General features: G+C 75.0%; 26 protein-coding genes. 11 read left to right on the forward strand and 15 right to left on the reverse strand.

All coding sequences use genetic code 11. The features are described from left to right. Window positions 1-134: 134 nt before the first annotated feature. The 11 genes from Q0840_RS18370 to Q0840_RS18420 all read right to left on the reverse strand — a co-directional run bounded on the left by Q0840_RS18370 (window position 135) and on the right by Q0840_RS18420 (window position 8,538). Complete coding sequence (locus tag Q0840_RS18370) at window positions 135-896, reverse strand: flagellar biosynthetic protein FliR (protein WP_298462402.1); 762 nt, start codon at window positions 894-896, stop codon at window positions 135-137. A 3-nt stretch (window positions 897-899) separates the two neighbouring features. Further along, a complete protein-coding gene (gene fliQ / locus Q0840_RS18375) occupies window positions 900-1,175 on the reverse strand; it encodes a flagellar biosynthesis protein FliQ (protein WP_298462403.1) in 276 nt (91 codons plus the stop codon). 3 nt (window positions 1,176-1,178) lie between these two features. Beyond that, the gene (gene fliP / locus Q0840_RS18380) at window positions 1,179-2,000 is read right to left on the reverse strand and encodes a flagellar type III secretion system pore protein FliP (protein WP_298462479.1); all 822 of its coding nucleotides are present in this window, start codon (window positions 1,998-2,000) and stop codon (window positions 1,179-1,181) included. A 71-nt stretch (window positions 2,001-2,071) separates the two neighbouring features. Then, complete coding sequence (locus Q0840_RS18385) at window positions 2,072-2,851, reverse strand: flagellar biosynthetic protein FliO (protein ID WP_298462404.1); 780 nt, start codon at window positions 2,849-2,851, stop codon at window positions 2,072-2,074. Next, window positions 2,851-3,576 carry a flagellar motor switch protein FliN gene (fliN, locus tag Q0840_RS18390; RefSeq protein ID WP_298462405.1) on the reverse strand — a complete coding sequence of 242 codons (726 nt, stop codon included), beginning with the start codon at window positions 3,574-3,576 and terminating at the stop codon, window positions 2,851-2,853. The genes Q0840_RS18385 and fliN overlap by 1 nt, the downstream gene beginning before the upstream one ends. Further along, the gene (locus Q0840_RS18395; RefSeq protein WP_298462406.1) at window positions 3,576-4,511 is read right to left on the reverse strand and encodes a FliM/FliN family flagellar motor switch protein; all 936 of its coding nucleotides are present in this window, start codon (window positions 4,509-4,511) and stop codon (window positions 3,576-3,578) included. Before Q0840_RS18395 ends, fliN begins: the two co-directional genes overlap by 1 nt. Before the next feature lie 213 nt (window positions 4,512-4,724). Further along, entirely contained in the window at window positions 4,725-5,255 is a 531-nt protein-coding gene (locus Q0840_RS18400) for a flagellar basal body-associated FliL family protein (RefSeq protein ID WP_298462407.1), read from the reverse strand. Between the two features lies 1 nt (window position 5,256). Next, window positions 5,257-6,207 carry a flagellar motor protein MotB gene (locus Q0840_RS18405; RefSeq protein ID WP_298462409.1) on the reverse strand — a complete coding sequence of 317 codons (951 nt, stop codon included), beginning with the start codon at window positions 6,205-6,207 and terminating at the stop codon, window positions 5,257-5,259. Further along, window positions 6,204-6,977, reverse strand: coding sequence for a motility protein A (locus Q0840_RS18410; RefSeq protein WP_298462412.1), 774 nt, complete (start codon window positions 6,975-6,977; stop codon window positions 6,204-6,206). Before Q0840_RS18410 ends, Q0840_RS18405 begins: the two co-directional genes overlap by 4 nt. Before the next feature lies 1 nt (window position 6,978). Next, window positions 6,979-7,266 (reverse strand): flagellar FlbD family protein, encoded by a 288-nt coding sequence (locus tag Q0840_RS18415; RefSeq protein WP_298462415.1) that lies wholly within the window; start codon window positions 7,264-7,266, stop codon window positions 6,979-6,981. Window positions 7,267-7,446: 180 nt separating this feature from the next. Further along, window positions 7,447-8,538, reverse strand: coding sequence for a winged helix DNA-binding domain-containing protein (locus Q0840_RS18420; RefSeq protein ID WP_298462418.1), 1,092 nt, complete (start codon window positions 8,536-8,538; stop codon window positions 7,447-7,449). 157 nt (window positions 8,539-8,695) lie between these two features. On the opposite strand from Q0840_RS18420, the gene Q0840_RS18425 reads away from it, so the two are divergent. From Q0840_RS18425 to Q0840_RS18475, 11 genes are all read left to right on the forward strand, one after another. Then, window positions 8,696-9,028: a hypothetical protein gene (locus Q0840_RS18425; protein WP_298462421.1), complete on the forward strand. Its 333-nt coding sequence runs from the start codon at window positions 8,696-8,698 to the stop codon at window positions 9,026-9,028. After that, complete coding sequence (locus Q0840_RS18430) at window positions 9,025-10,275, forward strand: phosphatidylserine/phosphatidylglycerophosphate/cardiolipin synthase family protein (RefSeq protein ID WP_298462423.1); 1,251 nt, start codon at window positions 9,025-9,027, stop codon at window positions 10,273-10,275. Before Q0840_RS18425 ends, Q0840_RS18430 begins: the two co-directional genes overlap by 4 nt. Further along, a complete protein-coding gene (locus tag Q0840_RS18435) occupies window positions 10,272-11,348 on the forward strand; it encodes an alpha/beta fold hydrolase (RefSeq protein WP_298462425.1) in 1,077 nt (358 codons plus the stop codon). Before Q0840_RS18430 ends, Q0840_RS18435 begins: the two co-directional genes overlap by 4 nt. A gap of 60 nt (window positions 11,349-11,408) precedes the next feature. Then, window positions 11,409-12,044: an alpha/beta fold hydrolase gene (locus Q0840_RS18440; protein ID WP_367183156.1), complete on the forward strand. Its 636-nt coding sequence runs from the start codon at window positions 11,409-11,411 to the stop codon at window positions 12,042-12,044. 123 nt (window positions 12,045-12,167) lie between these two features. Next, window positions 12,168-12,845, forward strand: a complete 678-nt coding sequence (locus Q0840_RS18445; RefSeq protein ID WP_298462428.1) for a response regulator transcription factor — start codon at window positions 12,168-12,170, stop codon at window positions 12,843-12,845. Window positions 12,846-12,955: 110 nt separating this feature from the next. Beyond that, window positions 12,956-14,332 carry a HAMP domain-containing sensor histidine kinase gene (locus tag Q0840_RS18450; RefSeq protein ID WP_298462430.1) on the forward strand — a complete coding sequence of 459 codons (1,377 nt, stop codon included), beginning with the start codon at window positions 12,956-12,958 and terminating at the stop codon, window positions 14,330-14,332. Beyond that, entirely contained in the window at window positions 14,329-14,934 is a 606-nt protein-coding gene (locus Q0840_RS18455; RefSeq protein WP_298462432.1) for a GerMN domain-containing protein, read from the forward strand. Before Q0840_RS18450 ends, Q0840_RS18455 begins: the two co-directional genes overlap by 4 nt. Before the next feature lie 225 nt (window positions 14,935-15,159). Further along, on the forward strand, window positions 15,160-15,924 hold the full coding sequence (locus tag Q0840_RS18460) for a hypothetical protein (RefSeq protein ID WP_298462435.1): 765 nt from the start codon (window positions 15,160-15,162) through the stop codon (window positions 15,922-15,924). Window positions 15,925-16,198: 274 nt separating this feature from the next. Further along, a complete protein-coding gene (locus tag Q0840_RS18465; protein WP_298462437.1) occupies window positions 16,199-17,677 on the forward strand; it encodes a phosphatase PAP2 family protein in 1,479 nt (492 codons plus the stop codon). Then, window positions 17,677-18,576, forward strand: a complete 900-nt coding sequence (locus Q0840_RS18470; protein ID WP_298462440.1) for a metallophosphoesterase — start codon at window positions 17,677-17,679, stop codon at window positions 18,574-18,576. Before Q0840_RS18465 ends, Q0840_RS18470 begins: the two co-directional genes overlap by 1 nt. After that, entirely contained in the window at window positions 18,573-20,177 is a 1,605-nt protein-coding gene (locus Q0840_RS18475) for a molybdopterin-dependent oxidoreductase (RefSeq protein WP_298462442.1), read from the forward strand. The genes Q0840_RS18470 and Q0840_RS18475 overlap by 4 nt, the downstream gene beginning before the upstream one ends. 65 nt (window positions 20,178-20,242) lie before the next feature. Here Q0840_RS18475 and Q0840_RS18480 read toward each other — a convergent pair whose 3' ends face one another. The 4 genes from Q0840_RS18480 to Q0840_RS18495 form a co-directional block, all read right to left on the reverse strand. After that, on the reverse strand, window positions 20,243-21,160 hold the full coding sequence (locus Q0840_RS18480) for a cation diffusion facilitator family transporter (protein WP_298462445.1): 918 nt from the start codon (window positions 21,158-21,160) through the stop codon (window positions 20,243-20,245). Continuing rightward, window positions 21,160-21,561, reverse strand: coding sequence for a helix-turn-helix transcriptional regulator (locus Q0840_RS18485; RefSeq protein WP_298462448.1), 402 nt, complete (start codon window positions 21,559-21,561; stop codon window positions 21,160-21,162). The genes Q0840_RS18480 and Q0840_RS18485 overlap by 1 nt, the downstream gene beginning before the upstream one ends. Before the next feature lie 106 nt (window positions 21,562-21,667). After that, window positions 21,668-22,861: a flagellar hook protein FlgE gene (locus Q0840_RS18490; protein ID WP_298462451.1), complete on the reverse strand. Its 1,194-nt coding sequence runs from the start codon at window positions 22,859-22,861 to the stop codon at window positions 21,668-21,670. Window positions 22,862-22,937: 76 nt separating this feature from the next. Next, window positions 22,938-23,381 carry a flagellar hook assembly protein FlgD gene (locus tag Q0840_RS18495; RefSeq protein WP_298462453.1) on the reverse strand — a complete coding sequence of 148 codons (444 nt, stop codon included), beginning with the start codon at window positions 23,379-23,381 and terminating at the stop codon, window positions 22,938-22,940. Between the last annotated feature and the right edge of the window lie 15 nt (window positions 23,382-23,396).

The raw sequence follows: 23,396 nt of genomic DNA on the forward strand, positions 1-23,396 counted from the left end.
GCGCCTCCCCCGGCTCAGCGCCCGCGGCTCGCCGGCGGTGCCCTGCTCGCTGCGCTCGCAGCGCCTCCCCCGGCTCAGCGCCCGCGGCTCGCCGGCGGTGCCCTGCTCGCTGCGCTCGCAGCGCCTCCCCCGGCTCACGGAGACACCCCGATCACGGTGCGGACGGCGTCGTCGGTCAGGGCGTCCACCAGCCCCGGCAGGGCGAGGTAGGCCATGCCGCCCAGGCTCAGGGTGAGCAGGATCTTCAGGGGGAAGCCGAGCGCGAACGCGTTGAGGGCCGGCGCGACCCGGGTCAGGAGGCCGAGGCCGACGTCGGCCAGGAACAGCACCACGGCCAGCGGCCCGGCGACCTGCAGGGCGGCCACGAACATCCCGGTCAGACCGTCCGCGCTCGCGGCGGCGGTGGCCGCGAGGTCGAGCGGGGTGCCGAGCGGGATCACGTCGAACGTCCGCACGAGGCCGGTGATGACGATCTGGTACCCGTCGGACGCGAACAGCAGCACGGTCGCGGTCATCTGGTACAGCCGCTGCAGCTGTGCGCCGCTGGTCTGGTTGAGCGGGTCGAAGGCGGCCGCCATCTGGAAGCCGGCGAACAGGTCCAGCAGGGCGCCGGCGGACTGGACCGCGGCGAACACGAGCGCCACCAGGAAGCCCAGCGCGGCGCCGATGACGACCTGCATGACGAGCTGCCCGATGAAGAAGCCGATGTCGGTCGGGTCGGCGCTCGCGCGGGCGCGTGGCGCCACCAGCAGCCCGAGGACGACGGCGAGCATGGCCTTGATCCGGCCCGGGATGCCACGGTGGGCGAACGGCGGCGCGATGACCAGGAACGCGGCCATCCGGACGCCGGCGAGCATCGCCGACTCCAGGCCGGCCCAGGGCAGCGCGAACGTCATCGCTCAGGCACCGCCGAGCAGCGCCGGGATCTTGCTGAACAGCTCCTGGGTGAACGAGACGGTCTCGGCGATCATCCAGTGCCCGGCCACGAGCAGGGCCACGGCGACCCCGATGGCCTTGGGCACGAAGCTGAGCGTGACCTCCTGGATCTGGGTGATCGACTGCAGCAGCGACACGGCGAAGCCGATCACCAGGGCGGTGACGAGCACCGGCGCGCACAGCTTGGCGGCCAGCAGCAGGGCGTCCAGGCCGATGTCGAGGACGGCGTTGGTGTCCATGGCTCAGCCACCGGTCCCGTAGGAGCTGACCAGCGCCGTGACGATCAGGCCCCAGCCGTCGACCAGGACGAACAGCAGCAGCTTGAACGGCAGCGACACCATGACCGGCGGGAGCATCATCATGCCCATCGCCATCAGCGCCGAGGACACGACCAGGTCGATGACCAGGAACGGCACGAAGATGACGAACCCGATGATGAACGCCGAGCGCAGCTCGGACAGCATGAACGCCGGGATGAGCGTCAGCGTGGGCACCGACTCGGGCGTCTGCGGGTTGGGCAGGTCCGCGGCGCGGGTCATCAGCGCCAGGTCCTCCTCGCGGGTCTGGCCGAGCATGAACTCGCGCAGCGGCGCGAGCCCGGTCTCGACCGCCTGGCTCAGGCTCAGGGTCCCGTCCAGGTAGGGCTGCAGGCCCAGCGAGTTCACCTCGCTGAGCACCGGAGCCATGATGAACAGGCTCAGGAACAGCGCGATGCCGGCGAGCACCTGGTTCGGCGGGACGCCGGTCAGGCCGAGCGCGTTCCGGGTCAGCGCGAGCACCACGAAGATCTTGGTGAAGCTCGTCATCATCAGCAGCACGGCCGGCGCGATGGACAGCACGGTCAGGGCGAGCAGGACGACGATCGAGCTGCTCGGGGTGCCGTTGACGCCGTTGATGCCGACGGTCACCGAGGTGTTCGGGTCGGCGGGGCCCGCCGGGTCGGCGGGCGCCGCGGGCGCCGCGGGGTCGATCGGCGCGGCGTGCGCCCCGGACGCTCCCACGACGACGAGCAGCGCACTGACCAGCAGCGTCACGAGGAGCGCGACCCCGAGCAGGGCGAGCAGGCCGCGCCGGGCCGGGCCGGCGGCGCGACCCGCGCCGACGCGGCCGGCGGGGCGCGGGGCGAGGACGGTGGTCACCGGCGCGCCGTCCGTCGCTGCACGACGTCGACCGTGCGACGCCAGGTGTCGGGCGAGAGCACCGAGCCGCGCAGCGCACCGGCCTGCGCCGAGCTCGCGCCGGCAGCCAGGCCCGCGAGCGCGGCCAGCCGGGCTGTGCCGTCGGCATGCGGGGTCGGCACGCCGTCGACGGCGTCGGGACCGTCGGCCTCGTCGGCGGCGTCGGGAGCGTCGGCGTCGGGAGCGTCGGCGTCGCGTGCCGCGGTGCGGGCGTCCGGGCCGGCCGCGGTCTCGGTGTCGGTGTCGGTGTCGGTGTCGGTGTCGGTGTCGGAGTCGGTGTCCACCGGCGGGTCGTCGACGTCGGCCGGGGCGGTGGGCTCGTCGTCGGCGGCCGGGGCCGGGGCCGCGTCGGCCGCGATCTCGAGGTCGGCGGCCGGAGCGATCACGGGGGCCGTGACGGCGACGGGGGCCACGACGGCGGGCAGCGTGGACAGGTCGATCTCCTCGCGGACCTCGGCGGTCCGGGACGGCGCCGCGGGCACGACCGGGACGTCGACCTCGGTCAGCACGCGCACGCCCTGCTCCCCCACGCCGAGCAGCAGCACCCGGCCGGCGACCTCGACCAGCGCGACACCGGCGCCCTTGCCCAGCGACTGGCGCCCGAGCACGGACAGCGGCACCGAGCGCTGCTTGCGGACGGCGGCGGTGCCCTGCACGCGGCGCCCGGTGAACCAGATCAGGCCCAGCACGCAGGCGAGCGCCAGCAGGACGCGCAGGCCCAGGAGAGCGGCGTCCATCAGCCGGCGGCCTGCTCGGCGGAGACGATCTCGGTGATGCGGATGCCGTAGTCCTCGTCCACCACGACGACCTCGCCGCGGGCGATGAGGCGACCGTTGACCATGAGGTCGGCGGGGGCGCCGGCGGCGCGGTCGAGCTCGAGCACCGACCCGGGGACCAGGTCGAGCACCTGACGGACGGGCAGGCGCGCCCGGCCGATCTCGGCGGTGAGCGTCATCTCCACGTCGTAGAGCACGCGCAGGTCGGCACGCTCGCCGGCCGGGCGGTCGCTGCCGCCGGTGCGCTGGCTCGGGATCATGCCCGGCTTGTGCGCCCGGGCCCGGATGCCGAACCACGCCTGCGGGGCGCCGTCGGCCAGGAGCGCGAAGGCCGTGACCTCCTCACCGGCGAGGTCACCGCCCAGCGGGCGGACCGCGGCGACGTCGAGCACGCCGGGGCCGAAGGCGGAGCTCGCGGCCTCGAGGGCGGGCCGCAGCGCGTCGGCGAGGGAGACCGGGGCGCCGTCCTGGCCGGCCAGGGACTCGGCGACCGCGCGCTCGGCGACGAGCACGAGCTCCACGCTGGTGGCGCCGACGAACGTGGCCACCACGGCGGTCTCCGCGGCAGCCGGCCCGGAGCCCGGGGCGAGCGGCTCGACCGTGAGCGGGACGGTCGACGGCAGCAGGCCGACGAGCAGGTCGGCGGCGGTCCGCGCCTCGACGGCCGGGGCGGTACGGGCAGACATCAGGCGTTCTCCTCGGAGGTGACGATGCGGCACGCGAGGCGCGTGCCCTGGGTCCCGGCGGCGGCGCGGGCGAGCACGACGTCGTCCACGACGACGTCGAGCGGGCGGGCGGTGGGGTGGTTCAGGTGCAGGACGGCGCCCACGGTCAGACCGACGACGTCGGTGGGGCGCACGGTGACCGGGCTGAACCGGACGGCGACCGGGACGGGCACGTCCTGGACGCCGCGGGCCAGGCTCGCCAGCGACAGCTCGTGCGCGGCGACCTCCTCGGGCGTGCGGCTGTCCGCGGACTCACCGGCGCGCAGGCCGGCGAGGAGCACCTCGGCGGGGATCATCATCGTGGCGCTCTCCTCGGCCTCCCCCACCCGCACCACGAAGGTCGCGACGATCACGGGGACCGAGGCGGGGACCGCCTGGAGGAACTGGGGGGCGTACTGGACGCCGCGGACGGTGGCCTCCATGGGCAGCACCGACGCGAACGCGTAGCCGATGTCGGCCAGGGAGTGCTGCACGAGGTTGCGCACGAGCTGGTACTCGATGTCGGTCAGCTCGCGGTCGACGTCACCGGAGGGGCGCCCGGGGCCGCCGAGCAGCAGGTCGATCCAGCCCATGACCATGCTGCCGGGCACCTGGACGACCGAGGTCGTGCGGCCGGGGTCGACGGTGCACAGCACCATGACGGTGGTCTTGGGCAGGGCGCGCACGTACTCGTCGTAGGAGTGCATGGCGACCGACTCCAGCGTCACCGTCGACACCGCGCGCAGCCGTGCACTGAGCTGGTTGCCCCACTGCCGGGCGTAGGTCTCGAAGGCCCGCTCGAGCACGCGACCGTGCTCGCGGGCGAGCGTCATCGGCCGGCGGAAGTCGTAGAGCTCGGGCTGGCCGCTCTTCTTGCTGCGGCGCGGGGTGTCCCGCTGCATGTCCTGGACCGTCACGGGATCCTGATCGGCCCGGCCCGGTGGCATGTGAGAAGTCCTGAGCGGTTCGTCCCCGGTGCCCGAATTGCCCCACCCGTCGGTCGGCGCCCAACGTGCCCCGGTCGTGCGCCGCGCACCGACGTCGGTGGCGGCGGCGGTGGCGGCGGTGGCGGTGGCGGTGGCGGCGGTGGCGGCGCTACCGCGCCCGGACCGTGCCGGGCGCGGCCGGCGTCACTGGGTGACGTACTCCGTGAAGTACACGTCCACCACCTCGCCGTGGTAGCTCTCGGTGAGCTGCTGGACGAGCTCGGCCTTGAGCTGGTCGCGGACCGCGGGGTCGGTCACCGCGGCGATGTCGCGGCCCGAGAACAGCGCGATCGTCTGGTCCAGGGCACGCGCGGGGTCGACCGCCTCCGCCACCTCGGCGGACAGCTGCAGGGCGATCCCCAGCCGCAGGTACCGGCCGCCCGCGAGGTTCAGGCTCACGGGGTCGACCGTGACGACCTCGCCGAGCTCGACGACCTCCTCCTCGGCGTGGGCGGCCTCCTCCTCCGCCGCCGCGGGGGCCGGCTTGAGGAACAGGAACCAGGCGGCGGCCGCGGCCGCCAGCACGGCGACGACCGCGATGACGACGACGAGCTTCTTGCTCTTCTTCGTCGGCTCGGGCGCCTCCGCGGTGGCGTCGGCCTTCGCCCCGCCGCCGCGTGCGGCCTCGCTGAGCGGCCGGCGGCCGCCGACCATCACACGCTGCTCGGTGGTCATGTCAATGTCCTTCGTCGTCGTCGTGGTCGTCGGTGGGGGCCGCGGCGGCGGCGGTCTCGGTGGTGTGCTCGGCCGCGGCCGGTGCCGCGGCGGCTGCGGTCGCGGTGCCGTCCACCACGGAGGGGATCAGCCCGCGCACGTGGTCGGGCATGGAGCTGTTGATCACGAGGTCGACCCGCCGGTTGGTGGCGAGCGCCTCGGGCGAGGAGCCCGGCTCCAGCGGCTGGGTGTCGCCGTACCCGGTCGCCGAGATGCGGCCCCCGGGCAGCCCGTCGGTCTCCACCAGGCGTCGCAGCACCTGGGTCGCACGGTCCGCCGACAGCTCCCAGTTCGTGGCGTACCGGCCCGAGGTGGGGATGATGTTGGCGTGCCCCTCGACCGAGATCCGGTCCGGGATGGCGAGCAGCACGGGGGCGGCGGCGTCCAGCACGGTGTTCGCGGCCGGTTGCAGCGCGGCGCTGCCGGAGTCGAAGAACACGTCGTTGGCGACCAGGCCGATCACCAGCCCGCGCTCGTCGATGAGGTAGCGCACCTGGTGGCCCATGCCCGCGGCGGCCAGGTTCGCCTCGATCTGCGCCTGCACCTCACGCAGGCGGGCCACCTCCTGCTGGGCGAGCTGCAGGTCGGTCGGCGGCAGCGCGGCCGGGTCCACCGTGCTGGCCGGCTCGGCCGGACCGCCGACGGCGCTCGCGTTCGGGGTGCCGGCCGTGACGCCCTCCAGGACGCCGTCGGTGCCGCTCAGGACGTCGGGCTTGCCGCTGTTGAAGCCCTCCGAGAGCGACTGCGCGAGCGCCTCGTACTTGACCTGGTCGACCGTGCTCATCGCGTACAGCACGATGAACAGCGCGCACAGCACCGTCATCATGTCGGCGTAGGAGACGGCCCAGCGCTCGTGGTTCTCGTGCTCCTCCTCGTGACCGCCCTTCGTGCGGCGGCCGTGCCCGGAGCTCATGCTGCCGCCTTCTCCTTCTTGGCCGGCTCCGGGGGCAGCAGGCTGCGCAGGCGCTCGCCGACCAGGCGCGGGTTGGCCCCGGCCTGGACCGACATCAGGCCCTCCACGACCAGCTCCATGTGACCGCACTCGAGCTCGGACATGCGCTTGAGCCGGGCCGAGAACGGCAGCCACATCAGGTTGGCGGTGAGCAGGCCCCACAGCGTCGCGACGAAAGCGGCCGCGATCATGTGACCGAGCTCCTCCGGCTTGTCCAGGTTCTCCAGGACGTGCACGAGCGACACGACGGTGCCGATGATCCCGACCGTCGGCGCGTAGCCGCCCAGGTCGGCGAAGTACTTGGCGGCGCCCTTGTCCCGGGTGCGCTTGGTGTTCACCTTGTCCTCGAGGATGCCGCGCAGGTCGTCGGGGTCGGTGCCGTCGATCGCACCCTGCAGCCCGGCCTTGAGGAAGTCGTCGTCGATGTCCTTGGCGGCGTCCTCGAGCGCGAGCAGGCCCTCGCGCCGGGCACGGTCGGCCAGGCCCACCAGGGTGTCCACGGCCTCGACCGTCTTCGGCGGCTTGAACAGCATCGCCTTCGGCAGGCTGGTGTACGCGAAGATCGTGTCCTTCAGGGTGCTGCCGATCAGGCCGGCCCCGATGGTGCCGCCGATGACGAGCATCATCGGCGCCGGGAGGATGACCGACATGGGGCTGGAGCCCTCGAGGATGATGGAGGCCAGGACGGCGCCGAACGCGACGACGAGGCCGATCAGGGTTGCCGGATCCATGTCACTTCCTCCGAGGGCGCAGCGGGACGGTGGGCGCCAGGGGCGCGTCGTCGTCGGTGGGGTCGGGTGCGGCGTACAGCCCGAGGTGCTGCTGCAGGTCCTGGGCGCGGGCGACGAGCGTCGCGCGGTAGGTGGTGATCAGGTCGATCACCCGCGGCATGCTCTCCTCGACGATGTACTTGGTGCCGTCGACCAGGGTCAGGATGGTGTCGGGTGCGCTGTCGATGCGCTGCAGCAGGTCGGGGTTGACCGAGAACTGCCCCCCGTTCAAGCGCGTCACGATGATCACAGCGGTCCGTCCCTGGGGTGTCGTCCAACGGGCCCGTCCATGAGCCCTGTAGCCACTCCATCGGTCCGGGCGGCGACCCGATGAGGATTCGCCCCGGCGCCGGCCCGGGGATCGCCCGGACGGTCGTCTGCCGCCGTCGGCCGCCGCCGGCCGTCCCGGCGGGGCACGCGTGCGGCACCCTCAGGGCAGACGCGCCGCCGCCCCGGGGACGGCCTCGGCCACGGACGGCGCGAGCTCGGTGAACGGCTCGACCTCGACCTGGCGCACGCCCCCGCGCGTGGACGCGCGCCACGTCCCGACCACGACGCCCTCGGCGAGGACGGTGGCGCGGAACATCCCGTTGTTGCCGGGGACGATCCGTGCGGCGTGCTCGACCGGGACGGTCACGCTGCGGTCGGCGTAGCCGAGCACGACCTCGTCGAACCCCGGCAGCAGGTGCACCCCGCGCGCGGCGTCGCGGTGCTGGTCGAGCAGTGCCAGGGTGGCCGGGTCCAGGTGCAGGACGGCCCCCTCGACCGTGATCGTGGTCAGCTCGCCGGCCACGGCGGCCAGCCCGCGCCGCACCGTGCCCAGCGGCAGCCCGGACCAGCGCGCGAGGTCCGGCACGGTCGCCGGCCCGTGGCCGCGGAAGTACGTCACCGCCAGCCGGGCCGCCGCGGCGTCGTCGTCCGGACCGGCGGTCGCCGGCACCCACTCGTCGAGCAGGACGACCGCCTGCTCGGCCGCCCCGGTCGCGGCGGTCCTCCGCGAGTCGCCCACCGTCGGGCCGAGGACCAGCACGCCCGTCTGCGCGAGGTGCGCGAGCACGTGGTAGCCCCGCCCGGCGTCGACCGGGACGCCGCCCTCCTCCCACAGGCCCAGGAGCTGCGCGCGGGTCGCCCGTCCCCCGCCACGCAGCGCTCCGACGACGACGTCCCGAGCGCGCGCCAGGTGGTCCTCGGTCAGGTCGAGCTGCCGGCGACGCGTCGCGGCCGCCGCGCGGGGGCGCGACGTCATGAGCGCGAGCATCCACCGCACGTCGTCGGCGGGCACGAGGTGCAGGGTCCCCCGCATCGGCCAGGTGCGGACCACGGCGCCGGCGTCGAGCGCGGCCAGCACGTCGCCGCGGTCCCGGCCGGCCGTGCGCAGCGCCACGGACGTGACCGCGCCGGGCAGGTCCTGGGCCTGCACCGCCCCCAGCCGCCGGACGACGGCGAGCGGGTCGGGGTCGGGCGGACCGGCCACCCGCTGGGCCACCAGGCGCAGCAGCGCGACGTCGTGGCGGGTGGTCATGCCTCCCCCGCTCCGCAGCAGTCGGTCACGCGCACCGTCACATGACAGCGGTGTGTCACTCCGGTGACAAGGACCGGCCGACCCCGCCGCGAGGTTGGCGCGGACGCCACCGGGGGGCCAGCGTGGAGGTCGTCGTCGAGCACGGAGGGCAGCGACCATGAGCACGATGCAGGACGTCCATCGCGGCATGCGGGTCCTGGACGCGCTCGGCCGGGACGTGGGCGTCGTGGAACGCGTCCAGCCGGGCGACGGTGGCCCGGTGACCACGCTGGGTCACGGCGGGCTCCCGCGGGAGCTGGCGCGCGCCCTGGGTGCGGCACGCCATGTGCACCCGCAGACCGCCGCGCGCATGCTGCGCCACGGCTACGCCGAGATCGGACCACCCGACGCGCGCCCGGGTCGGGCGTACGTCGGGGTGGACCAGATCGCGGAGGTCGGGGGCGACGTCGTCCGTCTGACCGTGAGCAGCGAGGAGGTGCTGCGCGGATGACCGACCAGCGACGACCGGCCGGCCCCGGCACGGTGCCGCGCGCCCCCGGCGACGTGGCGGAGCGACCCCGTCCGCGGCAGGCCCTGGAGGGACTGCTCGGGTCGTTCACCGACGGCAACTGCATCGACGTGCTGCGCGACGGTGACGAGATCTTCCCGGCCATGCTCACCGAGATCGCCGCGGCCACACGGTCCGTGGATCTCCTGACCTACCTGTGGGGCACCGGGCGGATCACCGACGTCATGACCGAGGCGCTGTGCGAGCGCGCCCGCGCCGGGGTGCGGGTACGGGTCGTGCTGGACGCGCTGGGTTCCCACGGGATCGCCCGCGCGCAGGTGCGTGCCCTGCGGGACGCCGGCGCGCTGGTGGAGTTCTTCCGTCCCCTGTCGGTACCGCGGCTCACCGCGAAGAACCGGCGCTCGCACTCGCGGGTGCTGGTGTGCGACGAGCGCGTCGCCTTCGCCGGCGGGACGGGCATCGACGAGGCGTGGACCGGGTCCGGACGCACCGCCGAGGACTGGCGGGACACCAGCTTCCGGGTGCGTGGCCCGGCGGTCAGCGGCCTGCGGGCCGCGTTCGCGACCGTCTGGCTGCAGACCTCGCACCCCGTGCTGACCGAGCACGACCGGCTGCCGGCGATGCCGCACGCCGGCGACGCCGCCGTGAACGTGCTGCGGGTGACGTCCCAGCACGGGTGGAACGAGGCCATGCTGGCGCTGGTGGTGCTCCTGGAGACCGCGCGCGAGCGGGTCCGCATCGTCACCCCGTACTCCCGGCTCCCGGCGCGCCTGATGCAGGTCGTGCAGGCCACCGCCCGCCGCGGTGTGCAGGTCCAGCTGCTGCTGCCGGGCCGCGACGTCGTCGACCACCCCCTGGCGCGGCTGCAGGGCGAGCACCAGCACGACGCCCTCATGTCGGCCGGCGTGGAGATCTGGACGTACCAGCCGGCGATGCTGCACGCGAAGGTCGTGACGGTCGACGGCAGCGTGACGCTGGTCGGCTCTGCCAACATCGACGCCCGGTCCCTCGCCCTGAACCTGCAGGTCGAGATGCTCATCCACGACCGCGGCACGGTCGCGACCCTCGACGCCCACCTGGACGAGGACCTGGCGCTCAGCGAGCGCGTCGACCTCGGTGGGTGGCGCGGCCGCGGACTGCGGCGCCGCGCCGCCGCGGCCGCGCTGGACGTCCTCGGGCGCCCGGTCCGCGGCCTGGGCAGCAGCGGCGTCGTGGGGCGCCGGCGGTGAGGGTGCCCGGGAGCCGGTGGACCAGGCTGACCGGCGCGGTCGGTGTCGCGGCGGCCGCGACCGCGTGGCGACGACACCGGCGCCGGTCGGCCGTGCGGGTCGGCGCCGGCCCGGGTGTGCGGACCGACGACGGGGTCCTGCTGCACGTCGAGACGGACGGCCCCGACGACGCCGCCCTGACGGTGGTCCTCGTCCACGGCTTCGCCGCGTCCATGGATCAGATGGCGCAGCAGCGGGCCACGCTCGCCCGGCACGCCCGGGTCGTCGCGCTGGACCTGCGTGGGCACGGGCACAGCGGCTGGCGCGCCCCGCGGCGCGTCGACGTGGACCGGCTGGCCCGGGACCTGACCGCGGTCGTGGAGAGCCGGACGCGCGGGCCGGTCGTGCTCGTGGGTCACTCCCTCGGGGGGATGGCGGTGATGGCGCTGGCGCGCTCGCGCCCGGACCTGGTCGGCTCCGTCGTCGCCGGCGTCGCACTGCTGTCGACGTCGTCGGGTGGCCTGGCCCGGACCGTGCTCCCCGGTCCGGTGGCCGACATCGCCACCCGCACCGGGCTCGCCCACGCGGTGCTGCTCGCGGCGTGGCTGCTGGCACCGCTCGCCGACGCCGCGCGCCCGTTCCGGCGCTCGTGGGGTCGTCGTTGGCTGGCCCGGCGGCTGGTCGCAGATCCCGGGCGCCACCCCGACGTGCCGGCCACCATGGCCGACGTGCGGTCGGGGCTGCCGCGGGCGAACACCGTGGCGTTCTACCCCGGGATCGTCGACCACGACGGCACCGCCGGGCTGGAGCTCCTGCGTGACGTGCCGTCGCTGGTGCTGACCGGCACAGAGGACCGGACGATCCCCGCCGAGCACAGCCGTCGCATCGCCGACGCGCTGGGCGGGCGCACCACGCTGGTGCACGTACCGGGCGCCGGGCACATGGTCACCGTCACCCACCCCGAGCCGGTCGGCCGCGAGCTGGTCGCCCTGCTGCAACGGGTCGAGCGCGCCCTGCCCCGTGCGGGCGCGCCGGCCGGCGACCCGGACGGCGCCGGCGACCACCATCTCCTCACGGCCATCACCTGCCCCTGACCACCACCGCGCCCTCCACCGGCGGCGGGCTCGGGTGGCCTCGGCGTCACGTTCCCCGGGTTGCCCGCCCGCCACCTCCCGCGCTGGGCCCAGGCCCGGCTGCGGTGGGCGTGGCTCACGGCGCTGCGCGCCTCGGCCGTCGTCGCCCGCCGGGTCCGTCCGCTCCGGTCCGTGTCGGATCGCTCGGTGCGGCGCCTGGCGTTCACCCCACAGGCCCCCCCGGACCCCCAGGACGCGGTGGCGCACGTGCGCGACAGCTTCCTCACCAGCCGGCCGTGGGCGCTGGCAGGGACGATGCCGGCGAGCGTGAGCCACGACGGCACCCGGCTCGCCCCCGCGTTGACGGTGCCCACGCTGGTGGTCCATGGGACGGCCGACCCGGAGGTCCCGGCCGACGAGGTGACCGAGCTGCTCGCGGCCCTGCCCGAGGCCGAGCTGGTGTCCCTGCCCGGCGCCGGGCACATGCTCGCGCTGACCGAGCCCCGGACCGTCGCCGACCAGATCGCTCGCTGGGTGCGGCACGTGTCGGCCCGAGCCCGCGGGTGCGCGGTCACCGCGCTCGACGGGCGGACCGGCGCGGTGGCCCGGGGAGGGTGGCGGTGGGCGCAGTCGACCGGCACCGTCCCGCGCACCCCGGGCAGCGTCACCACCACCTCGCAGGCGGACGCGGACACCGTCCGCCGACGCCGGACGTGAGCCGACCGGCGATTGGCGCACGACTGTCACACGTCGCCCTGACCTGCCTCTTCGCAGCCCGGGCAGCCCGGGACGGGTCGGTCCGGGTGGCCGGGCGGGACGGCCGCGCGGGACACTGCCGGGGTGCAACGATCCGTGCTGTTCATCGAGGACGACGCCCGCATCGCGCGCATCGTCGAGCTGACGCTGACCGCGGAGGGCTTCACGTTCGCCGGCGCACCCACGGGCGAGGCCGGGCTCGAGCTGTTCCACGGCGGCAGCTTCGACGTGGTCCTGCTGGACGTCATGCTGCCCGGTCGCGACGGCCTGGACGTCTGCCGGGAGATCCGCCGCACGAGCGACGCACCGATCATCATGGTCACCGCCCGGTCCGACAGCCACGACGTCGTCGGCGGGCTCGAGGCCGGCGCCGACGACTACATCACCAAGCCGTTCGTCGCCAAGGAGCTGTCGGCCCGGATCCGCGCGCTGCTGCGTCGGGCCGCGGCGACACCGGGCCCGCGGCCGGTCGAGGTCGGCGAGCTGACGATCGACCCGCACGTGGGCCTGGTCACCCGTCGTGGCGAGCCGGTCGACCTCACCAAGACCGAGTACCGGCTGCTGTGCGAGCTGGCCAGCGAGCCCGGGCGGGTGCTCAGCCGCGAGGAGCTGCTCGAGCGGGTCTGGGGCTACGGGTACTTCGGGGACGCCCGGCTGGTCGACGTGCACGTCGGCCGGCTGCGCAAGAAGGTCGAGCCGGACGCGCTGCGGCCGACCGTGATCCTGACCGTGCGCGGGCTCGGCTACCGCCTCGGCTCGTGAGGCCCGTCGTGCGCACGACGAGCGCGCAGCCCGGGGAGCAGGCGAGCCCTGCCGCCGCCCCGGCGCGGGCCGGGTCCGCTCGCCGTCGGTCCCGGTGGCAGCGCCCGCCCGTGGCGCTGGACCGGCGGGCGCGCTGGCGGACCCTGCGGGGGCGGGCGGCGCTGAGCTTCGCCGTCCTGGCGTTCGCCCTGGCGACCGTGATGGCGGTCTCGGTGTGGGCGACCGTCTCCGGGTTCCTGGTGCTGCAGCGCGAGCGCTCCGCCGGGACGGCCGCCGCCGCCAACGCCGCCGAGCTGCTCCGCGACCTCACGCAGGACGGCACGGACCCCAGCGAGGCGCTCGCCCAGCTGCCCCGCGAGTCCGGCGCCACCTCCCTCGCCGTCGTCGACGACGCCTGGTTCACCACCTCCCTGGAGGTGGGGCGCACGCAGGTGCCGGCCGCCCTGCGGGACGCGGTGCTCTCCGACGGGGTGCCGTCACGGCAGCGGATCACCGTCGGCGGTCGGACGATGCTGGCGATCGGCATCCCGCTGCCCGACGGCGGCGCCTACTTCGCGGTGCTGCCCCTGGAGGAGCTCGACCGCACCCTGACCGTCCTGGGCGTCGTGCTCGGGCTTGCGGTGGCGCTCGTCCCGCCCGTCGCGGTGGCCCTGGGGTGGTGGGTGACGCAGGCCGCGCTGCGCCCGCTGGCCCGGCTGTCCGAGGCGGCCGCACGCGTGGCGGGTGGGGACACCACGACCCGCATCGACCCGCGCGGGGACCCCGAGCTCGTGCCGATCGCCGCCTCCTTCAACGCGACCGCGGCCGCGCTCGAGCGGCGGGTGCGCGCGGACGCCCGGTTCGCCACCGACGTGGCGCACGAGCTGCGCAGCCCGCTGACGACCATGCTCGCGGCCGTCTCGCTGGTGCAGGACGGCCGCGAGCGCCTGCCGGACCACGGCCGCGAGGCACTGGACCTGCTCGCCTCGGAGGTCGAGCGGTTCTCCCGGCTCGTCCAGGACCTGCTCGAGATGTCCCGCGCGGAGGCGGGCGACGCCGACCTGACCCTGGACGAGGTCCGGCTCGCCGAGTTCGTCGAACGGGCGCTGCCGGAGCGGCTGCGCCCACGCCTGGTGGTCCGCGGAGCCCAGGACGTCCGGGTGCGGGTCGACAAGCGTCGTCTCGAGCGGGTGCTGGCGAACCTGGTGGACAACGCCGAGCGGCATGGCGGCGGGCTGGCGGCCGTGACCGTGACCGGGTTCGACGGTGTGGCCCACGTGTGGGTCGACGACGCCGGACCGGGCATCGGCGAGGCGGATCGCGAGCGCATCTTCGAGCGGTTCACGCGTGCGCCCCGCACCGGCCGGGACTCGACCAGCGGGGTGGGACTGGGCCTCGCGCTCGTCGTCGGCCACCTGCAGCTGCTCGGCGGTCAGGTGTGGGCCGAGCCGAGCCCCCAGGGAGGCGCCCGCTTCGTGGTGACGCTGCCCGCGCAGGAGCAGTCGTGACCCGGGCCGCACGGGCGCTGCTCGCCGTCGTGATGTGCGTGGTGCTGGCCGGGTGCGGCATGTCGGCGCAGCGGCGACCGGTCGCCATCGACGTTCCGCTGCCGACCACGCCGACGTCCCAGCCGGCGCCGGAGGGAGCCCGGTCGGTGACGGTGTACCTGGTGCGCGAGGACCGGCTCGAGGCCGTGCGGCGGGCGGCGCAGGACCGCTCCGTGGCCACCGCCCTGCAGCTGCTGGCCCTCGGGCCGACCGACGAGGAGGGCCGCGTCGGGCTGCGCAGCGCGGTCCCGCCGGAGTCGGCGCGCATGATCGGCACGGACCCGGCGACCGGGACCGCCGTCGTCGAGGTGACCGCCGAGTTCGTGGCGACCCTCGGCGCGAGCCAGCTGCTCGCGGTGGCGCAGGTGGTGTGGACCGTCACCGAGTCACCTGACGTGCGGCGGATCCGGATGACCCGCGACGGTGAGCCGATCGACGTGCCGACCGACGAGGGCCTGACGAGGCAGCCGGTCGGCCGGGACGACTTCGTCCTGGTCGCACCGGGTCCGCAGCCCACGGCTCCCGCCGTGGACCCGCCGTGCGAGCCCGCCGTGCCGTGCTGACCCGGCCGGGCGACCGCCTGCGGGGCCCCTCCGGGCCCGGCGACCGGTGGGCTGATCGTCACACTCGCGGGTGAGTATGACGACGGTGTGACAGGCGCGTGACACCTGGCCCGAACGGGCCGTGCGGGGTGGCCCGGTCGTGGTGGCGGCGCGCACGGTGGTGGTGTCCCGAGAACGACGACGGGGGCGGCCCGGCCGCCCTCCCGATGTGTCAGGAGATGCCCGATGGTTCAGGTACGCAAGACAGCAGTGGCCGCCCCCCTCGCGCTGGCGGCGTCGATGGTCCTGGTCGGCTGCTCCGACGACAGCGCCGGTCCCGAGCAGGGCGCGAGCGTCGAGGACGTCGCGGAGGCCGAGCCCGACGACGACGACATGGAGGGCCCGGACCTGCTCGGTCAGCAGGTCACCGTCTCCGGTGAGGCCACCGAGTACATCGACCCCTCGGCGTTCGTCATCGGTGGCGACGCGCTCGGCGGTGACGGCGCCCTGGTGCTGTCCTCCTCCGGCGCGCTGGCCGACGTCGGCACCGAGATCACCGAGGACACCGTCGGCTCCGACGCCGTCCTGCAGGTGACCGGGACCGTGGAAGAGCTCGTGGTGGTGGACCTCGAGGAGGAGTACGGCGTCGACTTCGACGACGAGGCCCTCGAGGAGTGGGAGGGCGACGCGGTCATCGTCGCCGACCAGATCGCCACCCTGCCCGGCGAGACCCTCACCCTGGCGGGCAACGTCACGAACCTGCTCTCCACCGTGTCCTTCCAGCTCGCCGGGTCCGGTTGGACCGTCGTGGTGCTGGACGCCGCCCAGGCCGAGGTGGAGCCCGGCGAGTACGTGCAGGTCCAGGGGACCGTGCGCCAGCTCGACATCGCCGAGCTGGAGGAGGAGTTCGGCACCGACCTCGACGACGCCGTCTACGAGCCGTACGTCGGCGACCTCGTCCTGGTCGCCGAGGACGTCATGCCGGCCGAGCCCATGGCCGCCACCGAGTGACCCGGCCGACGGCACCCGGTCGCACCGGGTAGCACGCCCGCGGGGCGGTGCGGTGGACGCCACCGCACCGCCCCGCGCGCCTCCTCACCGTCGGCACGGGCGTGCGATTGGTTCACAGATGGGCCACAGTTGGGTAAAGCCCGCCCCTGGTCGCGGTGGTGCACCGCACCTCCTCGGCCGGGGCACCGCACCCGCGCCGCCACACCGACACCCTCAACACCGTCGACACCATCGACACCGTCGACACCCGAGAACCGCAGACCCCGGAGGAACCGTGAGACCGCAGGCCCCCACGCCGGCCGACGAGGTGGCGCCGCACGACGCGGCATCCCTGGGCGGCCGCAGCCTGCTGGGGCTCGCGCTCGTCGTCGCCGGCGCGATCCCGTTCCTCGCCCTGCTCGGGCTGGTCAAGCTGCGGTGGGCGCCGCTGGCCGACCTGGACACCGGGGTCGCGCAGGGGCTCAACGCCTCGGTGGCCGCCAGCCCGCTGTCCGTGCGCGTGCTGAGCATCGCCTCGGAGGCCGGCGGCGGCGCGACGGCGTCCTTCGTCATGGCCGTCGCCGTGGTCTGCCTGCTGATGCGGCGGCGGTACGCCCTGGCCGCGTACGTCACGGTCGCCGGCGTCGGCCTGGCGATCCTCGTACCGGTCACCAAGGCGCTGATCGGTCGGACCCGGCCCGACGTCCCGCTGCCCGTGGTGGAGCTGCCGACCAACGCGAGCTTCCCCAGCGGTCACGCCATGACGTCGCTGGTGACGTGGGGCGCCCTGCTGCTGGTGCTGCTGCCCGGGCTGCGGCCCACCGCCCGCCGGTGGTGGACCGTCGCGGCGGTGGGCCTGGTGGTCCTGGTCGGCTTCACCCGGATCGCCCTGGGCGTGCACTTCGTGTCCGACGTCCTGGCGGGCTGGGGCCTGGGGGTCGCGTGGCTCGCGGTCGTGACGATCGCCTTCCGCGGGTGGCTGCGCAGCCGCGGCGAGCCCGTCGCGGCCGTCGGCACCGGCGTGGTGACCGGCCCGGTCGCCCCCGGGTCGGCCCCCACCCTGCCGGACGGCGCCCGCAGCGTGGGGCGGATCGCGCTCGGCGCGGTCGCCGTGCTCGCCGTCGTCGTCCTGCTCGGGCTCGGGCTGACCCGGCTGCTGGCATCGGGACCGGTCGCGGACCTCGACCGTGCGCTCCTCACCGCCGCCGTCGAGCTGCGCTCCCCCGCCCTGACCTCGGTCGTGGAGACGGTGGGCTCGCTCGCCGGGCTGTGGGGCGTGGTGATGGCGACCGTGGCCGGTGCCGCGATCGCGGCGGCGTACCTGCGCAGCTGGCGACCGGTGGTCCTGCTCGTCGCCGCGGTCGTCGGCGAGGTGCTGCTCTACGGGGCGGCGGCGGCCGTCGTGGGGCGGGCGCGACCGGACGTGGCGGACCTGACCGACGGCCTGCCGGCCGGCGCCAGCTTCCCCTCGGGTCACGCCGCGGCCGCCACCGTCGTCTACGGCGGGATCGCCCTGCTGGTCGTCGCGTCGACCCGGACCCGGTGGCACTGGGCCGTGGTGGCGCTCGCCGCCGTCGTCGTGCTCGCGATCGGCGCCTCCCGTGTCTACGTCGCCGCGCACCGCCCGTCCGACGTCGTCGCGGGCGTCGTGCTCGGCGTGCTGTGGCTCGCCGTGCTGCACCGGGCGCTGCCGATCGAGCCCCCACCGCGCCCCGCCCCCCGACCGGCGACGGCGCCCGCCGTCGCGCCGGCGCGCCCGCAGGTGGCCCGCTGATGCGCGTCGTCCGCCGGGTCGCCGGTGCGCTCGCCGTGGTCGTGGCGCTGCTGCTCGTCTACGGTGTCGCGATCGAGCCGCGGCTCGTCCTGGACGACCGCCGCTACACCGCGCCGGTCCCAGGACTGCCGGCGGCGTGGGCGGGTGCCGAGGTGGCCGTCTTCTCCGACCTGCAGACCGGCATGTGGTGGGCCAACGCCGGCATGGTCGAGCGCATCGTGCAGCGGGTCGTCGAGCAGCGTCCGGACGTCGTGCTGATCCCCGGTGACTTCCTCTACAGCACCAGCCCGCCCGTCGCCGAGCAGGTCGACACGGTCATGGACCAGCTCGCGCCGCTGGTCGAGTCCGGCATCCCGACCTACGCCGTGCTGGGCAACCACGACTACGCCGCCGGCGGCGCGGAGGAGATGGCCACCGCGCTGCAGGCCGCGGGCATCCCCGTCCTGCAGAACGAGGCCGTCGTGCTCGACGCGCCGGGTGGGGACGGCGCGGGCGGTGCCGACGGTGCCGACGGTCCGCCGCTGCACCTGATCGGCCTGGCCGCGACCCGGCCCGGTCTGACCGACGTCGACGCCGCCGTGTCGGGCGTCCCCGACGACGCGCCCCGCCTGGTGATGATGCACAACCCGACCCCGTTCGCGGACATGCCGGCCGGCACGGCGCCGCTCGCGGTCGCCGGCCACACCCACTGCGGCCAGATCGCGCTGCCCGCGACACCGCGCTGGTCCTACCTGGGCCTCACCGAGGAGGAGGAGGTGGTCGCCGACGGCTGGGCGCCGAAGGGCTACGGTGCGGCAGGGAACTCGCTGTTCGTCACCTGCGGCGTCGGCTTCTCCGTCGTGCCGGTGCGGATCAACGCAGCCCCCCAGCTCGTCGTCTTCACCCTGGAGGGCGCATGACCACGACCACCCCCGGCGCCCGGCCCGTCGGGCCGGCTGCCCCGCTGCCGTCCCGGGGGGCGGCCGCGCTGTCCGGCCTGCTCGCCACCGCCGTCGCGCTGGGCATCGCCGAGCTGCTCGCCGGCGTGCTGCCCGGCATGCGCTCGCTCGTGCTCGCCGTCGGCGACGCCGTGGTCGACGCCGTCCCGGGCTGGCTGGAGCGCGCGGCGATCGCCACCCTGGGCACGGCCGACAAGCCCGTGCTCGTGGCAGCGGTGCTCGTGGTGTGCGCCCTGCTCGGGGTGGCCGTGGGCCTGCTGGGCCGCCGCCACGGCAGCGCGGCGTCCGCCGGCGTCGTGGGCGTCGCCGCACTCGGTGTCGCGGCCGCGCTGACCGACGTCCGCACGACGCCCGTGCTGGCCGTCCTGGTCGGGGCCGTGGGCGCCCTGGCCGGCATCGCCACGCTCACCGTGCTGCTGCGCGCCGCCCCCCGGGTCGCGGCGCCCGGGGGGCGCACCGGCGCGGATGCGGGCCCCGCGGACGGCCCTGGCGTCCGTCGCCGCCCCTTCCTCCGGCTGGTCGTGGTGGCCGCCGCGGTCGCCACCGCGGGCGCCACCGCAGGCCGCTGGCTCACCTCCACGGACCGGGTGGAGCAGATCCGCGCCGCGCTGCGCATCCCGCGGCCCGCGGTCCCGGCCGGACCGGTGCCGCCGGAGGCGGACCTGGAGATCCCCGGGCTGACCCCGCTGTTCGTGCCGAACGAGGAGTTCTACCGGATCGACACCGCCCTGACGATCCCGCAGGTGGACCCTGAGGCCTGGTCGCTGTCGATCGAGGGCATGGTCGACAGCCCGTACCGGCTCACCTACGCCGAGCTGCTCGAGATGCCCCACCTCGAGGCCGACATCACGCTGACCTGCGTGTCCAACGAGGTCGGCGGCGGCCTCGTCGGCAACGCCCGCTGGCAGGGCGTGCCGCTGCGCACGCTGCTGGACCGCGCCGGGCTGCAGCCGGGAGCCACCCAGGTGCTGGGCCGGTCCGTGGACGGGTTCACCGCCGGGTTCCCCGTGCTGACCGCGCTCGACGTCGAGGACGCGATGGTCGCGGTCGCGATGAACGGCGAGCCGCTGCCCGCGGTGCACGGGTTCCCCGCGCGCCTGGTCGTCCCCGGGCTGTACGGCTACGTGTCCGCCACCAAGTGGCTGTCGTCGATCGAGCTCACCACCTTCGAGGACGAGCTCGGCTACTGGATCCCGCGCGGCTGGGCACGTGAGGGGCCGATCAAGACCCAGTCCCGCATCGACGTGCCCCGCCGCGCGAGCACGATCACGGCGGGTCGGCAGCCCATCGCCGGGGTGGCGTGGGCGCCGACCCGCGGCATCGAGCAGGTCGAGGTCCGCGTCGACGACGGCCCGTGGCAGAGCGCGCGCCTGGCCGCCGCCCTGGACGTCGACACCTGGCGCCAGTGGGTCCTGGAGTGGGACGCCACCCCGGGCCGGCACACGCTCAGCGTGCGCGCGAGCGACGGCACCGGCGAGACGCAGACCGACCAGCGCACCCCGGTCGCGCCCGACGGCGCCGCCGGCCGGCACACCATCCAGGTCCTGGTTGAGCCCGCCTGACGTCCGGGACCGCCGATGCCGAGGCCGCCGAGGCCGCCGAGGCGGCGCCGTCGGCGTCGCCCGGGTCAGTCGTGCTGGGCGATCTCGTGGGCGGCGTGCCCGGCGGGCTCGAGCTGGAAGGTGCAGTGAGCGGTCTCGAAGTGGTCCCCGAGGCAGTCCGCGAGCGCGTCCAGGACCTGCCCGGACCGGCCGCCGTCGATGCACTCGTCGTCGATCACCACGTGCGCGGACAGGGCCGGGACGCCGCTGGTGATCGTCCACGCGTGCAGGTCGTGCACGTCGAGCACCCCGGGCACGCCCCTGATGTGCTCGCGGACCTGGTCCAGGTCGATGCCCCGCGGGGTCGCCTCGAGCAGCACGTCCAGCACCTCGCGCAGCAGGGACCAGGCGCGCGGCACGATGAGCACGCCGATCGCGATGGAGGCGATCGCGTCGGCCCGGGTGTACCCGGTGGTCGCGATGACGACGCCGGCGACGATGACGGCGACCGACCCGACGAGGTCGCCGAGCACCTCCAGGTACGCCCCGCGCACGTTCAGGCTCTCGCCCTGGCCGCCGCGCAGGATCCGCAGGCTCGTCAGGTTCGCGCCCGCGCCGGCCACGGCGGCGACCAGCATGATCCCGGTGGCGACCTCGGGTGGGTCGTCCCACCGCCGGACCGCCTCCACGATCACCCAGACGGCGAGAGAGGCCAGCAGCAGCGCGTTGGCCAGGGCGGCGAGGATCTCGGCGCGCTGCAGCCCGTAGGTCCGGGCCTTGGTCGCCGGGCGGGTCGCCAGCGCGGCTGCGGTCAGGGCGATCGCGACACCGGTAGCGTCGGTCAGCATGTGGCCGGCGTCGGCGAGCAGGGCCAGCGACCCGGAGACCACACCACCGACCACCTGCACGGCCACCACGGACAGGGTGATGACCAGCACGGCCACCAGCCGGCGGCGGTGGTGCCCGGTCGCGGTGCCGTGGGCGTGGCTGTGCCCGGCCTCCATCACCGGACCGGTTCCGTCGTCGGGTCCGCAGCAGCGACGGTGGCGGCCCGCACCCCGGACACCGGGCACAGCGCGACCGCGTCACCGGTCAGGCCGAGCAGCCGCTCGGCGGCGGCCAGCACCTCGAGCGTCGCCTCCGGGTGGGTGAGGCTGAACACGGACGCCCGGCCGCGCGGGCGGGACTCGACCAGGCCGCAGTCGCGCAGGCAGGCCAGGTGCTTGGAGACCGTCGACTGCGCCAGCCCGAGGTGCCCGGTGAGGTCCACCACCCGGTGCTCACCCAGGGCCAGGTGCCTGAGGATCGCCAGGCGCGACGGGTCGCCGAACCCGTGGAACAGGCACGCCGCCACCGACAGCGCCGCCGGCTCGTCGACCGGGACATCGTCACGCGTCTGCGTCATCGCCACCCGGCGATGGTAGTGCGGCGAGGGTGACGAGGACGCCGAGCCGGTGTCGACGGGCCCGTCACGGCCCTCGCCACCGGCTCGGCGTCAGCCGTCCGGGGACTCAGCGCTTGAGGTTCACCAGCTCCTGGAGCAGCTCGTCCGACGTCGTGATGACGCGGGAGTTCGCCTGGAAGCCGCGCTGGGCGATGATCAGGTTGGTGAACTCGCTGGACAGGTCGACGTTCGACATCTCCAGCGCGCCGCCCGCGAGCGAACCACGGCCGCCGTTGCCGGCCGTGCCGATCATCGGCTCGCCGGAGTTCACCGAGGTCGTGTAGAGCGAGCTGCCGGACTTCTGCAGGCCGGCGGGGTTGGCGAAGCTCGCGAGCGCGATCTGGCCGACCGCCTGCTTCAGGCCGTTGCTGAACGAGCCCATCAGGGTGCCGTCCGCGTTGAGGGTGAACGACAGCAGGCTGCCGGCCTTCTGGCCGTCCTGGGAGGCCGCCTCGACCGACGTGATGCCGGCGAACCCGGTGATCGTGGACAGGTCGACGGTCAGGCCGTCACCCAGCGTCAGCGTGGTCGGGCCGGTGAGCGCGCCGGCGTCGTCGAACGTCATCGCGGACCCGGCGGCGGCGTCGAAGGTGGCCGGGGTCGCGTCGGAGGCGTTGACGCTCCAGCCGGTGGCGGCCTTGGAGAACTGCACGGTCAGGGTGCGCGCGTTGCCCAGCTCGTCGTAGACCTCGATGGTGCGGTTCAGCACCGTGCCCGCGGCGGCGTCCGACGGCAGGTTGCCGGCGAAGTCGGCGCGGCCGGTGGGCGCCGCCCCCATGAGGGTGGCGATCGGCAGCCGCAGGTCGGTCAGCGGGCCGTTGACGTCGACGGTGCCGTCCGCGGCGGCGGTCCAGCCCTGGACGAGGGACCCGTCGGGGGTGACGAGCTGGCCGAGGGAGTCGAAGTTGAAGGACCCGGCGCGGGTGTACATCTGCTGGGCGCCGTTGCGCACCGTGAAGAAGCCGTCGCCGTTGATCATCATGTCGGTGCTGCGGTTGGTCAGCTGCGAGGAGCCCTGGGCGAAGTTGGTGGTGATGCCCGCGACCCGCACACCCAGCCCGACCTGCGCCGGGTTGGTCCCGCCGACGCCCTGCTGCGCGCCGCCGCCGTTGGTCAGGACCTGGGACAGCGTGTCCTGGAACTGGGTCTGCGACGACTTGAAGCCGGCCGTGTTGACGTTGGCGATGTTGTTGCCGGTCACGTCGAGCATCGTCTGGTGCGCGCGGAGGCCGCTGATGCCGGAGAAGAGCGAGCGAAGCATGGTGGGTCCGTTCGGTGAGGGGGTCGAAGGCGCGTGCGGGGTGCGGGGGTGCGGTCTGCGGTGAGGGGTCGGCGGGTCAGAGCGCGGGGGTGCTGCGGGCGGTCACGGCGGAGACCGCGTTGAGCGGCACCTCGACGCCGTCGACGACGACGGTCGGCACCGGGCCCGCGAAGGAGACGGTCGTCGCGGTGCCGGTCACGGCGGTCGTGCCGTCCGCCCCGGCGTAGCTGACCTGCTGGCCGACCAGCCCCAGGGCGTTGGTCCGCATCTGCAGGGCGAAGCTCTCGCGCTGCGTGGTCGAGAGCTCGGTGAGCGCCTCCATCGAGGCCATCTGCGAGGTCTGGGTCATGAGCGAGTCGCTGTCCATCGGCGCACTCGGGTCCTGGTTGCTCAGCTGGGCGATGAGCAGCTCGAGGAAGGCCTGCTTGTCCAGGACGGACGGGTCCTTGGCGGCGCTCGCCTCGACGGCGGCCGCCGAGTACATGCCACCGCTGGCCGCTGTGATGCTCTCGATGCTCATGCTGCTCCGTGGTGC

The organism is uncultured Cellulomonas sp., assembly GCF_947494015.1.
GTDB lineage: Bacteria > Actinomycetota > Actinomycetes > Actinomycetales > Cellulomonadaceae > Pengzhenrongella.